Genomic DNA, 14,932 nt, shown 5'->3' with positions numbered 1-14,932 from the left:
TTTGATTTGGTGCCCAGAAGAGGACTCGAACCTCCACACCTTGCGGCACACGGACCTGAACCGTGCGCGTCTACCAATTCCGCCATCTGGGCTTCAAGAAACGCGAATTTTATAGGAAACGAAACTTTTGTCAAATCTAAATAGCAAGGCCGCCAAAAAAGGCGGCAAACCTCAAGATCCACATTTCGAGCGTGAAAGCCGGAATTATGAAAAGCCCCTGCCCAGCCGGGAGTTTGTTCTCCAGCTGCTGGAAGAGCAGGGCGCCCCGATCAGTGATGAGAAGCTGATCACACTGCTCGGCCTTGACGGGGAAGAAGCCGACATCTTTTCCCGCCGCCTCAGGGCGATGGAGCGCGATGGGCAGATCATGCGCAACCGCAAGGGTGCAATCTGCCTGATGGAGAAACTCGATCTCATCAAGGGCACTGTACAGGGGCATGCCGATGGTTTTGGCTTCCTTGTTCCTGAAGATGGTAGCCCGGACCTGTTTTTGTCCGGCAAACAGATGGACAAGGTACTGCACGGCGATCGCGTCATGGCGCGGCAGATCGGCGTGGACCGGCGCGGCCGGCCGGAAGGCAGCATCGTCGAGGTGCTGGAGCACGTCAACTCGATGTTGGTGGGGCGGCTTCACGTTGAACACGGCATCCTTTTTGTGACGGCAGAAAACAAGCGCATCAGCCAGGAAATCCTGATTGAGCCGGGTTCCGACAAGGGCGCCAAGCCCGGCCAGGTGGTGATGGTTGAAATGATCCAGCAGCCCTCGAAGCATAGCCGCCCCATCGGCCGGATCGCCGAGGTGTTGGGCAATTATGCCGACCCTGGCATGGAAATCGAGATCGCCCTGCGCAAGCATAATCTGCCCAATGATTTTCCGCAGGACGTGGCGCAGGCGGCGAAGAAACTCAAGCCCAAGGTGCAGAAGAAGGATTACGAAGGCCGCGAGGATATTCGCGACCTGCCGCTGGTGACCATCGACGGCGAAACTGCGCGCGATTTCGACGACGCCGTATTCTGCAAGCCGCTGGGCAAGGGCTGGAAACTGCTTGGCAAGGGCGGCTGGAAACTGTACGTGGCAATTGCCGATGTCAGCCATTACGTCAAGCCGGGCGAGCCGCTGGACAAGGAGGCGATCGAGCGCGGCAATTCGGTGTATTTCCCGCGCCGGGTGATCCCGATGCTGCCGGAAGAATTGTCCAATGGTTTATGCTCCATCAACCCCAATGTGGAGCGGCTGTGCATGGTGTGCGAGATGGACATCAACGGTAGCGGCGAGGTGAAGAAATACCGCTTTTATCCTGCCGTGATGAATTCGCACAAGCGCTTCACCTACACTACCGTAGCCGAGATGCTGGCTGATCCCAAAGGCAGGGCAGCGAAGGAAAACGAGGAACTGCTGCCGCATATCCTGGAGCTGGAGAAGTTGTTCAGGGTGCTGGTCAAGGCCCGCGCCAAGCGTGGCGCGATTGACTTCGAGACCATCGAAACCCAGATGATCTTCAATGACCAGGGCAAGATCGACCGGATCGTGCCGGTGCACCGCAACGATGCCCATCGTGTGATCGAGGAATGCATGCTGGCCGCCAACGTGTGCGCCTCGGAATTTCTCAAGAAGCACAAGCATCCGGCGCTGTACCGCATCCACGAAGGACCGACGCCAGAAAAACTGGTCAATCTGCGCGAGTTTCTGGCGGATTTCGGTCTTGACCTGGGCGGAGGCGACGACCCGCACGCCAAGGATTATGCCAAACTGCTCCTGCAGATCAAGAACAGGCCTGATGCCCAGTTGCTGCAGACGGTCATGTTGCGTTCCCTGCGTCAGGCCGTCTATAGCCCGGACAATGTGGGGCATTTCGGCCTGGCTTACGAGAACTACACGCATTTTACTTCCCCGATCCGCCGCTACCCCGATCTGCTGGTTCATCGCTCCATCAAGGCGGCGCTCAATGGCGAGAAATACAAACCAGGCAAGTGGGACGAGCTGGGCATGCACTGCTCCATGACCGAGCGCCGTGCCGACGAAGCCACGCGCGATGTGGAAAACTGGCTCAAATGCTATTTCATGCAGGACAAGGTGGGTGAAGTCTTCACTGGCAGCATTAGCGGTGTGACTGGTTTTGGCGTATTTGTTGCGCTGGATGACATCTACGCCGAAGGTTTGGTGCATGTGACTGATCTGGGCGACGAGTATTTCCACTTCGATGCGGCCAAGCACCAGATGCTGGGTGAGCGCACCGGAAAACGCTATCGTCTGGGCGACCGGTTGAAGGTCAAGGTGATGCGTGTGGACCTGGAAACCAGCAAGGTGGATTTTGCCGTAGTCAAGGAGGAAGGCCCTCTGGTTGCCGCCTCTCCGGCCAAACCACGGGCGGCCAGGCCACGTACCGAAAAGCCCCGGGCTACTACCGGGACTACCGGGACTACCGGGACTACCGGGACTACCGGGTCGAGGCGCAGGGGCAAACCCAAAGCCGAGCAGGCGTAATGACGCAGTCCGTTCTGATTCACGGCTTTCATGCTGTTACCAGCCGTTTGCGCCAGAATGCCCGGAGTGTTCAGGAAATTTATCTTGACCAGGGGCGCCACGACCAGCGCAGCCGCGATTTGCTGCAACTGGCCGAGACCCATGGCGTGAAGACCTTGCAGATGCCGCGCCAGCGGCTTGATGACATGGCTGGCGGCAAGCATCAGGGTGTGGTGGCCAAAGTCGCCGCGCAGGCGGCCTTGCCCCACACACTGGACGGGGCGCTCGAGAATCTGTCTGAATCAGCCCTGTTGCTGGTGCTGGACGGGGTGCAGGATCCCCACAACCTGGGTGCTTGCCTGCGGGTGGCCGATGCCATGGGGGCGCACGCGGTAATCGCGCCCAGGGATCGTGCCGCGGGGTTGAATCCGACCGTACGCAAGGTGGCATCCGGTGCGGCGGAGACGGTGCCGTTCATTACGGTGACAAACCTGGCACGCACCCTGCGCGAATTGCAGGATCTGGGCATCTGGGTGGTGGGAGCAGCGGGTGAAGCGGAAAAGGATCTGTTTGGCATGAAGCTCGACGTCCCCCTCGCTTTGGTACTGGGTGCGGAAGGGGAGGGCCTGAGACGCCTGACGCGGGAAAACTGCGACGAACTGGTACGCATCCCCATGTTCGGATCCGTTGAGAGCCTCAATGTCTCGGTGGCGGCAGGCATTTGTTTGTTCGAGTCACGTCGCCAGCGAACATCTTTACCTTCCTAGGGCGGTAAAGTAGCCATCCCTTGAATCCCCATATGCAGAGCCATTTACAGGAAAGTTGGGTGGATTCTGTGGTATCTTTGGACCCATCTCTGGAAGCATCATGGCTGCCTTGTAATGAAGAAACACTGGATTCCTTTTCTGCTCGCATTTGTCTTGCCCCTGGTTTTGATTTTCTGGTGGTGGGGAGGATTCAATCAGGCTCGTTTCGAGCTTGCTCAGCGCGGCCCTTATCACTATGCCTATATGCCCCAGAAGGGCGACTACTACAAACTGCCGGAAAAACAGCAGGAAGTGCTGAACCTCCTGAAACAGCAGGGGGTGCCGGCTGGAGCGGCTATCACCCTGCTTCTGAATGACCCCCGCACCACGCCCAAGCGTGACTGGAGCGCCCAGGTGGGCTATCTGGTTGCTGCCGGGGCCCGGGTGAGCGAACCTCTGGCCATGGGCAGCGTACCTGTACGGCAGGTGGTGCTGGTCAGGGTCAAGGCCCAACCCTTGCTGGCGCCGGGAAAGGCTTATTCTTCGCTGCTGGACTATCTGGATGAACATCACATGAAGCTCAATCTGCCGACGGTGGAGCTCTATCAGGATGGCGTATTGACCCTGGAAGCCACTCAGTAAAGCGGCCACCATGAGTTTTTTAGCTTTGATCGCTGCGTTGTTGCTGGAACACTTTCATCCGTTGCCTCGAAGTATTCGGACGTATTCCTGGTTTTCCGCTTATGTGCGTTATCTGGAGCGGCAATTTAACGCTGGGGAGTACCGGCACGGAGTGCTGACCTGGATTCTGGCGATTTTGCCATTTGTGGTGCTGGTGACGCTGGTCTCCATGTTTCTGAATTCGATGAGTGGCCTGATGGGGTGGCTATGGAGTTTCTTTGCGCTGTATTTGCTGATGGGGTTTGGAACCTTGGGGGCGAATGCTGCTGCTGTGGCTTCTGCACTGCGCAATCAGCAACATGATCAGGCGCGGTCCCTGACGGAACAATGGCTGGGGCGTGACAGCGGGACTTTTTCCACCAGCGAAATTGCCCGTCTCGGCATTGAAGAAATCCTGTTTTTTTCTTATCGCAACCTGTTTGGGATTATTTTCTGGTTTGTGCTTCTGGGCCCCGCGGGTGCGTTGCTTTACCGCTTGGCCCAGGTGTTGTCCCGGACATGGGGAGGGCTGAGCGAGCAGGAATTCGGAAATTTCGGAAGTTTTTCAGTCAGCGCATTTGCCTGGATGGAATGGTTGCCGGCCCGCTTGACCGCTGTAAGTTTTGCAGTCGTGGGGAATTTCGAGGATGCCATTTATTGCTGGCGCTCACAGGCGAAGCAATGGAAGGAAGAAAGTTTGGGCATCGTGCTTGCCAGTGGTGCGGGTGCAATGGGCGTCAGGCTGGGCGAGCTCATCGAGACGCATGCAGATTCAGAGCGTCGCCCAGAAATCGGGCTGGGTGATGATGCCGATGTTGACTATATGGATAGCGCAATCAGCCTGGTTTGGCGTACGCTGGCGTTATGGCTGGTGCTTTTGCTGTTGATCACACTGGCGCGCTGGACTGGCGCCTAATTTTACCTTGATAGAAAGACTCTTATGAAAATCACAACTATAGACTTGATGCGTCACGGCGAACCGGTGGGGGGTAAGAAATACCGCGGCCAGAGTGATGATCCCCTTAGCGCGGAAGGCTGGGAGCAGATGCGGGCAGCCGTGGGGGAACATCATCCCTGGCAGCACATCGCTACTTCACCGCTGGCACGCTGCGCCGCGTTTTCACATGAACTGGCACAGAAATGGCAGATTCCGGTCAGCGAAGATAAGCGCCTGATGGAGCTGGGATTCGGCGAGTGGGAAGGCAAGACTCCACAGCAGTTGATGGAAAACGATCCGGAAACGCTGCTGCGTTTCTGGCGCGACCCTTTGCACCATCATCCCATTGGAGCCGAGCCGCTGACCGAGTTTGCCGCACGGGTGAGCGCGGTGTGGCATACGCTGGTCAAGGAATACAAGGGGGAGCATGTGCTGGTGGTGGCCCATGCGGGGGTGATCAGAATGATCATGGCCTACGTGCTGGGAATGCCGATGGACCATATTTTCCGTATTCAGGTCGGCAATTCATCCATTACCCGGATTCATATCGAAGGTGAGGGTCTTGCGGCATTACCGAGCCTGGTGTTCCATAACGGCCAGCTGTAAGGACCCATGCTGCGCCTGATCTGCGCGGCCTGTTTGCTGTTGAGTACCCTGCCAGCATGGGCGCAGAATGTCTCTGCCCAGGATGACAGGGGTGAAACTGTCAGCCTTTTACAACCAGCACGACGGATTATCAGCCTGGCTCCTCATGCAACCGAATTGGCGTTCGCAGCGGGGGCGGGCGGTTTCATTGTCGGCGTGACGGCATTCAGCGATTATCCAGCAGTGGCAAAACGCATACAGCCACTGGGTGACTCGGGCAAAGTCGATATTGAACGTCTCCTTGCCCTGAAGCCCGATCTTGTGCTCGCGTGGCAAAGCGGCAATCACAGCGGAGACCTGGCTCAACTGGAGCGATTGGGTGTCAGGCTGTTCGTTACCGAACCCCGGCACTTGCAGGATATTCCCCGATTATTGCGCGCGATCGGCCAGCTCGCCGGGACCGATACCGAGGCAGCCCGGGCCGCAGCCGGATTCGAACAGCGAATGAGCGGCTTGAAGAATAAATTCGCTGCGCGCAGGCAGGTCAGCGTTTTTTACCAGATTTGGGATGCGCCGCTTATGACGGTGAACGGGGAGCACTTGATCAACGATGTCATCGAGCTTTGTGGTGGCCGGAACATCTTTGCGGGACTGACGAATCTGACGCCGGTCGTTTCAATGGAATCTGTGGTGAGCCGGGATCCGGAGGTGATTTTCGCTAGCGGCGGTTTGTACCGGAATGAGCAGGTGTGGAAAAACTGGCGGCGTTTTTCCAGCATGCGTGCTGTACGCAAGGAGCGTATGTATTTTATCCACCCCGACCTGATCCAGCGTCAGACCCCGCGAGTTCTGGAAGGCGCAGAGCGCCTGTGCGAACAGCTTGACCACGCTCGCTAGTGCTGCACTGCACATTTACCTGCTGCTCCCTGTTTAAGGCGCGGCTTGTTCTACCGAAAAACTTTCGAATTGACGCGGCTTGATCATTCAGGCATTTTCTTCTTAATAAAAGGGGAGGGGCATGGATATTCATAGCAAACCTATCAACGAGCGCATCGAGTGGCTGCTGGATTTGGCACGCAGGCACTCCGCTTCATTCACCAGCCCGGAGATGTTTCTGGCACGTGAACGCTATCTCGCTGAGCACCCCTCGGATATCGTGGTGCTCAAATGCATGGACGGGCGTATCAATATTCCCGTGGCCACCAATACCCCGCCGGGTATTTTGACGCCGATACGAAATCTCGGCGGCATGTTAATCTGGGCTGGCCGCATCTCGGTGAAGTGCTTGCCAATCATGTTCATGGCGTGGTTTCGACCGGGCGCCGGGTGCTGGTCCTGATCACTTACCATTTTTCAAAGGGTGACAAGCATCGCGGCTGTGCCGGATTTTGCTACGATACCGAGGCGGCTATTACGCATACCCATGGCATCAAGCAACAGGTTGAGCATGTTTTCGGCCAGGGTCATGGCACGGTTTATCCCATTGTGTGCGGTTTTGAAACGGATGAGGATGCGCTGATCCTGCATGGTGCGAACGGCAATATACTTGAAGTGGCACAGCTAACGCCGCAGGATGCAGAGACGCTGGAACTGCGTCTGGAAAAGCTTTTTCCTGACATGCCGGGTCAGGTGAGGCGGGACTTGCTGCCGCTGATTCTCGGCAATATCGCGCATGTTGCCGAGGTCAAGCAGGCTGTCCGTGCGCTCAATATCGAGCACCGTGAGTGGGTAATGTGCGTCGGGCGCGGCTTTGATTTTCTGCACATGCCCAATCTTGCGTTGATTATCGGGCCCTACAGTCCGGATCTGGCCGACCCGATCCGCAAGGCGGCGGGCATTATCGAATCCAATATGAATGCTGGTCGCATCCCGGATGATGGTTTTCTCCTGCTGGCCTCTTCCCCCTATGCCGAAATCGGCGTGGATCGTGCGCGCGCCGAGTTAAAGGCGCGTTTTCTGTCGCAGTTTGCTGCTGATGTGATTCGCTCCGAATTCCCTCAGGTGGCGAGTAAGATGTTCATGCATACTGCTGTACTAAATTGGCGTTCCCGTGCCCTGGAAACGATTGCCCAGAATGACGCCGGTTAATTGCGTCCGAGATTGAGCGGTATGGCGGGGCGGCATTATAATTCCGGATCGTGCTGCCACAAGCGGCTTTTGTTCTTAATCAGCAACATTTTGAACTAATCACGCATGAAAATTGCTCTCGCCCAAATCAACTGCACAGTTGGTGACCTCAGCGGTAACGCCGCTAAAATCCTTGATTACGCCGTCCGCGCCAGAGAGATGGGCGCGCAAGTGCTTGTGACGCCCGAGTTGTCCCTCACGGGTTATCCGCCGGAAGACCTGCTGCTGCGCGATGGCTTCTATGGTGCTTGTGATGCGGCCCTGTTCGAGCTCGCTCAACGCATTAAGGATATTGCCATCGTGGTGGGACACCCGCATCTGGAGAACGGCAATCGTTACAACGCGGCTTCCGTGCTGCAATCCGGCAAGGTCGTGACGACTTATCACAAACAGCGGCTGCCGAATCACTCCGTTTTTGACGAGGTGCGTTATTTCTCTCCCGGCACCGGGGGCTGCACGTTCGAGGTTGATGGCGTGCAGTTTGGCATCAATATCTGTGCCGATATCTGGGAAGAGGGTGCTCCGGTATGTGCCAGCCAGGCTGGCGCCAAGGTGCTGCTGGTGCTGAATGCCTCCCCCTATCACATGAACAAGCAGATTTCACGCTATGAGGCGGTACGCGGGCGCATTGGCGAATGTGGTTTGCCGGTGGTCTATGTCAATCTGGTGGGCGGCCAGGATGAACTGGTATTCGATGGCGCCTCTTTCGTCATGGATGCGAACGGCAATCTGGTGCACCAGTTGCCCGCCTTCGAGGAAGCGCTGCGGCTGGTGGAATTTGAAAATGCCTTGCCACAGTTGGGTGAGATTGTTCCGGAGCATACTCTGGAAGAAAATATTTATCGCGCCCTGTGCCTCGGGGTCAGTGATTATGTCGGAAAGAATGGTTTCCCGGGCGTGCTGCTAGGGCTTTCCGGAGGGATTGATTCGGCACTGGTGCTGGTGATTGCCGTGGATGCCCTGGGGCCTGAGCGGGTGCGTGCGGTGATGATGCCCTCACAGTTCACTGCGGATATCAGTCTCCATGATGCGGAGGCCATGGCAGGCATCCTGGGCGTGCAATATAGTGAAATCTCCATCAAGCCGGTATTCGATGCGTTTCTCAGTAGTCTGGCCGATGAATTTGATGGCCTGCCTTTTGATACCGCAGAGGAAAATATTCAGGCACGCATTCGCGGTACTTTGTTGATGGCACTATCCAACAAGTTTGGGGCTATCGTGCTCACTACCGGCAATAAGAGCGAGATGGCCGTCGGTTATGCCACGCTTTATGGTGATATGGCTGGTGGTTTTGCGGTGCTGAAGGATGTGCCGAAGTTACTGGTGTATCGCCTGGCGCGTTACCGCAATCAGATCGGCCCCGCCATTCCGGAGCGTATTATTGTCCGTGCACCCTCGGCCGAGTTGCGCCAGAACCAGACCGATCAGGACAGCCTGCCGCCTTACGAAGTGCTGGATGTCATCCTTGAAGCCTATGTCGAGCACGATATGTGCCCCCATGACATCATTGCAATGGGGTTTGACGAGCATGACGTACGGCGCGTGATCAAGCTGATTGACTTGAGTGAATACAAGCGCCGGCAGGCACCTGTAGGCGTGCGCATTACGCCGCGCGGGTTCGGCAAGGACCGGCGATATCCCATAACTTCGAAATACCGTCCGTGGAAAGAATAATCAGGAGACTCAATATGAAAAAAATCGAAGCCATTATCAAGCCTTTTAAACTCGACGAAGTGCGCGAAGCCTTGTCAGAGATCGGCGTTACCGGACTGACTGTGACCGAGGTCAAGGGGTTTGGGCGCCAGAAGGGCCATACGGAACTTTACCGTGGTGCCGAGTATGTGGTGGACTTTTTGCCGAAGGTGAAAATCGAGGTGGTCGTTGCTGCTGAACAGGCGGATGCGGTGCTGGAGGCTATCGTCAATGCTGCGCGCACGGGCAAGATTGGTGACGGCAAGATATTTGTTTCAGCGGTAGAGAAAGTAGTGCGTATTCGCACGGGTGAAACCGACGAAGCTGCGATCTGAATTTTGTGGCGTGGTCCTGGATCAACCTCGTCTTGACTGGGGTTGATCCAGAAAGTGGGTTACCAGAGCTTCCACCAGGGTTTTTTGTCCTGGGTCGTTTCACCAAGATATTTGCTGTTGGGGTAGTTCTTGACCAGTACCCTGCGAGCATCGTCACGCAGCTCGTTCAGGGCAAGCGCATCATAAGACCGGACCATGATGGCCAGGGCTTCTTCAGTAGCCGGGGCCTGAGGGTATTGTTGCAGAGCTGCCTGGGCGCGATTCACCGCGGCCACATGGGCGCCGCGCCGCGCATAGTAGCGTGCGACGTGCACTTCATTCGAAGCCAGTGCGTTGACCAGATAATTCATGCGTTGAGTCGCGTCCGGCGTATATTTGCTGCCGGGAAAACGGGTCACCAGTTCCTTGAAGGCATCGAATGAATCCCTGGCCGCCTTGGGGTCGCGCTCAGAAAGATCCTGATTGGCGATGGCGCCCAGCAGTCCCAGGTCTTCGTTGAAGTTGGCCAGCCCTTTCAGGTAGTAGGCGTAATCCACATTGGGGTGATTGGGGTGCAGCTTGATGAAGCGATCGCAGGCGGCAATGGCTGAAACCGGCTCGTTGTCCTTGAAATAGGCATAAGCCACCTCAAGTTGGGACTGCTGGGCATAGCGGCCATACGGATAGCGCGCTTCAAGCGTTTCAAAATACTTGATGGCCTTGGTGTAATTGCCATCACCCATCTCGCTCTTGGCTTCCGAGTAGAGTTTCTGGGCTGACCAGCCCTTGGTTTCGTCCTGGGTTTCAGGGAAAAGACCGCATCCGGCCACCAGAGCCAGCAAAATTAACGCTAAAATACGCTTCATGACCGAATCCATTCAAAAGTTGACCGATTATAACCGAAACGATCCCCAACTCCAGCCCATTCAGCTGGAGATTCCGGGCGCATGCAGCGGGTTGCGCCTGGATCAGGCGCTATCGAACTTGCTGCCGGAATATTCCCGCAGCCGCCTGCAAAACTGGATCAAGGAGGGACATGTCAGCCTGAATGGCGAGCTCGTCTCAACCAGGCAGATCGTTTGGGAAGGCGATCTGGCCGAAGTGCGAACGCAACTGGCAGCGGAAGAGCTGGCTTTCCACCCTGAGGATATAGCACTCGATATCGTGCATGAGGATGACGCGCTGCTGGTGATTAACAAACCTGCCGGGCTGGTTGTTCACCCTGGTAGCGGCAACTGGCAGGGCACCATGCTTAACGCGCTGCTGCACCACTCCCCCCGGCTGGCGGGTGTTCCCCGTGCCGGCATCGTGCATCGGCTCGACAAGGATACCAGCGGTCTGCTGGTGGTGGCCAAAACCCTCACTGCCCAGACCGATCTGGTGCGCCAGTTGCAGGCCCATACGGTAAAACGCGAATATCTTGCCGTTATTCAGGGGCGCCCGGAAAGGGATGGCAGTGTCGATGCGCCGATCGGGCGTCATCCTTCACAACGCACCAAGATGACCGTGATTTCGGGTGGCAAACCGGCCGTGACCCATTTTGTGGTGGAAGAGTGGTTCGCACACCATTCGCTGGTGCGCTGCCAGCTTGAAACCGGGCGGACGCATCAGATCCGGGTACATATGCTGCATATTGGTCATCCCATGTTCGGCGACCCGGTGTATGCGGGCAAGGGCATGAATACCACTCCGGCATTGCGCGAAATGATGAGGAAATTCAAGCGCCAGGCGCTGCATGCCACACGTCTTGGCCTGATTCATCCGGAAAGCGGAAATGCCATGGAATGGCGCGCCGAGGTGCCGGATGACATGGCACAACTGCTGGCGCAATTACGCAGTAATGCGGAGGAATGAGCTGCGTAATGGATTTTCTGATTCCCGGCTGGCCAGCACCTGCCAACGTTCAGGCAAGGGTGACGATGCGGCGCGGAGGCGTGAGCGCCGCACCTTATGCCAGCTTTAACCTGGGTGACCATGTCGGGGATGATCCCGCAGCAGTGATAGCCAATCGGGCGGCCTTGCGAACTTGTTTGCCCGCAGAGCCGCTGTGGCTGAAACAGGTGCATGGCCGTGGCATCGCCACCACGGATCCGGCCATTGGTGTTCCCGAAGCCGATGGCAGCGTCAGCCGCCGTCCGGGCCGCATTTGCGCTGTGCTGACAGCCGATTGCCTGCCCATTCTTTTTTGTGACCGGGCCGGTACGGTCGTCGCCGCAGCGCATGCCGGATGGCGTGGCCTGGCGGATGGCGTGCTGGAAGCGGCAGTGGGAGCCATGACTGTCGAGCCTGGCGAAATTCTGGCCTGGCTCGGCCCGGCCATCGGCCAACAGGCATTCGAGGTAGGTGAGGAAGTGCGCCAGATATTTATGGAAAATGACCCCGCAGCCGCGCTGGCCTTTATACCCAGCTGTCCCGGCGGTGCCGGGAAATGGCTGGCAGACATTTATCTACTGGCACGTCAGCGCCTGCTGCGGGCGGGAGTGAAGCAGATATTTGGCGGAGGATATTGCACCCATACCGACGCAGAGCGTTTTTTTTCCTACCGTCGCGATGGCGTGACCGGGCGCATGGCATCACTGGTTTGGCTTGACCCGCAATAGCAGCGAATGCACTCAAGTTGATCCGTCAGGAATGCTCAGGAATTTGAGCTGATTTCAGAAATAAAATCTTCGTATTTGAAGTTGGCTTTACGGTCAATCTTTTCCATGTACTGGAAGGTGATCCGGAACGGGTAGCCAAGATGTTTCTGGAGAACCGCAATCAATTCTGCGGTTTCTTTCGCATCGAGTGTCCTGATTGTAACAAGTCGCGCCTCGATACTATCCATATCTCGCTGCACCAGTTGAATCTGGCGAATGGGGGCGATGAATGCCCAGCTTTCCGCGGGGAAACTGGGCCAGTGGCGTGTTCCGTCCGGTAGTGTTACAAGATTCCTCTGCCGCCCCATAATCCGCTTGATGACCGGCAAGCCTCGCCCACACGGGCATGGCTCCCCTGCCTCGGCGTAATCCATGATTTCATACCGGATCAAGGGCATGGCAAAATTGTGTAGTGTGGTGATCACTACTCGCCCGATTTCACCAGGTTTACAGGGTTGATCATTGTCGTTCAGAATCTCGACCAGCACACTTTCCGACTGGATGTGATAGTGCTCATATTCAGGGCATTGCAGGGCGATATAACCTAGCTCCTCGGAGCTGTATACATCAGTTACCGATACGCCCCACGCTTCTTTGCAAGCTGCCCGAATTTCTGATGTGACGGGTTCCCCAAAAGTGCGAATGCCTTTCAAGTTGGGCAAACGAACACTTGCTGCAAGCGATAAACGCGCCATTGCGAGCAAGTTGGAAGGATGACTCAATATGTATTCCGGGTTTTCTTTTTGTAACCATTCCAATTGAAAATTAATGTCATGGCGGATATTCAACATGACGCAAGGCCCCGTTTTATAAGCAACATCCGTGGCGGGTCCCCAGCCGGGGGAGGTGGCATCATCAACGGTGGTGCGGATGGATGCGAGCTTCCCACCGAAATCACGACGGTGCCAGAGATGTTCACGTAGCGTGAAAACATTCCAGAAAAACTGCGTCAACTCTGTGCCCAGCGCTGCGATAGGGCGACCGGTAGAGCCTGATGTATGGTGCTCAATGATGCGGCCATGTTCTCGCGGAAGTTGCCTGGCATGCAGTTCCTTGGCGGCTGTCTGGATATCCTCACGCTTGAGTATCGGCAACTTGCGGAAATCTTCGTAGGATGTGATGGATTCTGCGCGGATCCCTAGTGCTCCAAAGTGCTGTTCGTAGTAGGGAACCATTTTTCCGGCGTGACGCAACAAATGGGCAAGTTGTTTCATTTGCTGGTCGAGCAGACGTTCTGAACCCCACCATTGGCTTTTTTCCAATTGATATTGCACGGCGAGCATCAGGGCGCCATTGACTCCAGGCATGGCTGGCCATGCCACACTTTGAATGGACGATGTTGGAATGAGCAAAGGGTGGCTGGTCATGGGGAGTTGGAATTATTCTTGTCTGGATGAATACTCGTATTTTTGCCGGCTTCGGAAATAAAATCCTCGAATTTCCCGCTGGCATTGCGGCAAAGTTCATGATGATATGAAAAGCTGATCTGGAAAGCGTAGCCCAGGGATTTTTGCAGGATGGGTACCATCCGCTTCTGTTCATCTGGTGTCAGCGGGCGTGGCATAACGAGCCTTGCCTCAACATCATGTAACGATTTTTGGACCAGCTGAATCTGCTCGATCGGTGCGATGCCCATCCAATTGTTGTAACCCGTGCTTGGCCAATGTTGGCTACCGTCCGGCAGGTGGATCAAATTTCTTTGCCGCCCCAAGATGCGTCTGATGACCGGAAGTCCCCGCCCGCAAGGGCAAGCTGTCCCGGCTTCGGCATAGTCCATGATTTCGTAGCGGATGAGCGGCATGGCATAGTTGAGCAGTGGGGTGAGCACAATGCGGCCAGTTTCGCCAGGCTGGCAAGTGGCCCCTTGGTCATTGAGAATTTCAACGAACATGGTCTCTGACTGGATATGGTAATGCTCATGTCCGGGGCATTGGAAGGCAATATACCCGACTTCATTGGCGCTGTAGGTGTCAGTGACCGGCGCCCCCCATGCCTCGCGGCAGGCCGAGCGGAGTTCGGGGTTGAGGGCTTCGCCGATGGTTCTGACCTCACGGAGGTTTTCAAGCCTGATTCCTTTGCTTATGCAGGCATTCGCAAGCGCAAGAACATTTGAAGGGTAGCTCAGCAGGTAGTCAGGGTTGTGCTTTTTCAGCCATGCTAATTGTATATTGAGGTCAGTGCCGATATCCAGAGTAACGCTGCCCCCGGTCTGGAAAACTGTTGCGGCAGGGGAACCCCAGTTTTCATATTCGCCACTCCTGACGTTAACGCGAATAATGGCAAGCTTGCCAGCGAAGTCTCGCTGATGCCACAAGTGCTCACGTAGTGTCATTGTGCGCCACCAGAATTGTGCGAGTTCCGTCCCTGAATACTGTATGGGCCGACCGGTCGAGCCAGAGGTTTTTCCTGAGTAAATCTTGCCGTGGTCCGGAGGCAATTGTGTGCTCAGCAACAATTTCCCGGCTGTTTGAATGTCTCTTCGGTAAAGAATGGGAAGATTGCGAAACAGTTCAGCCGTAAGGGTATTTCCTGGATTAAATCCTGCAGCCAGCAAGCGTTCCCGGTAGAACGGCACAGTCTTGTAGCTATGTATTAAAAGGGTCTGCAACTGCCGGAGTTGATGTTCCAGCAACTGTTCTGGCGACCACCACTGGCTCTGCTCCAGCTGGAATTGCACGGCAAGCATCGCGGCCCCTTCCGGGGGCGGCAGTGCGGGCCATGTAATTCCGGGTATGGCTGATTTTACAATAGCCTCAGAGGCACTCATC

15 protein-coding genes and 1 tRNA gene are annotated in these 14,932 nt (G+C 56.1%); 12 read left to right on the top strand and 4 right to left on the bottom strand.

Annotated features, from left to right (window positions below):
• Positions 1 to 7 precede the first annotated feature (7 nt).
• Positions 8 to 92, bottom strand: a tRNA-Leu gene (locus WC392_08455).
• A 35-nt stretch (positions 93 to 127) separates the two neighbouring features.
• On the opposite strand from WC392_08455, the gene rnr reads away from it, so the two are divergent.
• From rnr to WC392_08405, 10 genes are all read left to right on the top strand, one after another.
• The gene (rnr, locus tag WC392_08450) at positions 128 to 2,485 is read left to right on the top strand and encodes a ribonuclease R (protein MFA5242385.1); all 2,358 of its coding nucleotides are present in this window, start codon (positions 128 to 130) and stop codon (positions 2,483 to 2,485) included.
• Complete coding sequence (rlmB, locus tag WC392_08445) at positions 2,485 to 3,231, top strand: 23S rRNA (guanosine(2251)-2'-O)-methyltransferase RlmB (protein ID MFA5242384.1); 747 nt, start codon at positions 2,485 to 2,487, stop codon at positions 3,229 to 3,231. The genes rnr and rlmB overlap by 1 nt, the downstream gene beginning before the upstream one ends.
• Positions 3,232 to 3,345: 114 nt before the next feature.
• On the top strand, positions 3,346 to 3,852 hold the full coding sequence (locus tag WC392_08440) for an AraC family transcriptional regulator (GenBank protein MFA5242383.1): 507 nt from the start codon (positions 3,346 to 3,348) through the stop codon (positions 3,850 to 3,852).
• A gap of 10 nt (positions 3,853 to 3,862) precedes the next feature.
• Complete coding sequence (locus WC392_08435) at positions 3,863 to 4,786, top strand: CobD/CbiB family protein (GenBank protein MFA5242382.1); 924 nt, start codon at positions 3,863 to 3,865, stop codon at positions 4,784 to 4,786.
• Positions 4,787 to 4,810: 24 nt separating this feature from the next.
• Positions 4,811 to 5,413, top strand: a complete 603-nt coding sequence (cobC, locus tag WC392_08430; GenBank protein ID MFA5242381.1) for an alpha-ribazole phosphatase — start codon at positions 4,811 to 4,813, stop codon at positions 5,411 to 5,413.
• A 6-nt stretch (positions 5,414 to 5,419) separates the two neighbouring features.
• Positions 5,420 to 6,289, top strand: a complete 870-nt coding sequence (locus WC392_08425) for a cobalamin-binding protein (protein MFA5242380.1) — start codon at positions 5,420 to 5,422, stop codon at positions 6,287 to 6,289.
• A 121-nt stretch (positions 6,290 to 6,410) separates the two neighbouring features.
• Positions 6,411 to 6,731, top strand: coding sequence for a hypothetical protein (locus WC392_08420; protein ID MFA5242379.1), 321 nt, complete (start codon positions 6,411 to 6,413; stop codon positions 6,729 to 6,731).
• Positions 6,674 to 7,480: a hypothetical protein gene (locus tag WC392_08415; protein MFA5242378.1), complete on the top strand. Its 807-nt coding sequence runs from the start codon at positions 6,674 to 6,676 to the stop codon at positions 7,478 to 7,480. Before WC392_08420 ends, WC392_08415 begins: the two co-directional genes overlap by 58 nt.
• Positions 7,481 to 7,585: 105 nt before the next feature.
• On the top strand, positions 7,586 to 9,193 hold the full coding sequence (locus WC392_08410) for an NAD+ synthase (protein ID MFA5242377.1): 1,608 nt from the start codon (positions 7,586 to 7,588) through the stop codon (positions 9,191 to 9,193).
• Positions 9,194 to 9,207: 14 nt separating this feature from the next.
• Complete coding sequence (locus WC392_08405) at positions 9,208 to 9,546, top strand: P-II family nitrogen regulator (protein ID MFA5242376.1); 339 nt, start codon at positions 9,208 to 9,210, stop codon at positions 9,544 to 9,546.
• Positions 9,547 to 9,605: 59 nt separating this feature from the next.
• Here WC392_08405 and WC392_08400 read toward each other — a convergent pair whose 3' ends face one another.
• Positions 9,606 to 10,391, bottom strand: coding sequence for an outer membrane protein assembly factor BamD (locus WC392_08400; protein MFA5242375.1), 786 nt, complete (start codon positions 10,389 to 10,391; stop codon positions 9,606 to 9,608).
• Between WC392_08400 and rluD the strand changes: the two genes are divergently transcribed.
• Together rluD and pgeF are read left to right on the top strand one after the other, a co-directional pair.
• Positions 10,390 to 11,379: a 23S rRNA pseudouridine(1911/1915/1917) synthase RluD gene (rluD, locus tag WC392_08395; GenBank protein MFA5242374.1), complete on the top strand. Its 990-nt coding sequence runs from the start codon at positions 10,390 to 10,392 to the stop codon at positions 11,377 to 11,379. The genes WC392_08400 and rluD overlap by 2 nt on opposite strands.
• Before the next feature lie 8 nt (positions 11,380 to 11,387).
• Entirely contained in the window at positions 11,388 to 12,125 is a 738-nt protein-coding gene (gene pgeF, locus WC392_08390; GenBank protein MFA5242373.1) for a peptidoglycan editing factor PgeF, read from the top strand.
• A 35-nt stretch (positions 12,126 to 12,160) separates the two neighbouring features.
• Here pgeF and WC392_08385 read toward each other — a convergent pair whose 3' ends face one another.
• Together WC392_08385 and WC392_08380 are read right to left on the bottom strand one after the other, a co-directional pair.
• Positions 12,161 to 13,531, bottom strand: coding sequence for a hypothetical protein (locus tag WC392_08385; protein MFA5242372.1), 1,371 nt, complete (start codon positions 13,529 to 13,531; stop codon positions 12,161 to 12,163).
• On the bottom strand, positions 13,528 to 14,850 hold the full coding sequence (locus WC392_08380; protein MFA5242371.1) for a hypothetical protein: 1,323 nt from the start codon (positions 14,848 to 14,850) through the stop codon (positions 13,528 to 13,530). Before WC392_08380 ends, WC392_08385 begins: the two co-directional genes overlap by 4 nt.
• Positions 14,851 to 14,932 lie beyond the last annotated feature (82 nt).

Origin of the sequence: Sulfuricella sp., from assembly GCA_041651995.1 — a bacterium.
GTDB lineage: Bacteria > Pseudomonadota > Gammaproteobacteria > Burkholderiales > Sulfuricellaceae > Sulfurimicrobium.
The sequence above is the reverse complement of the archived record's forward strand: the minus strand, read 5'-3'. Positions and strand labels throughout refer to the sequence as shown.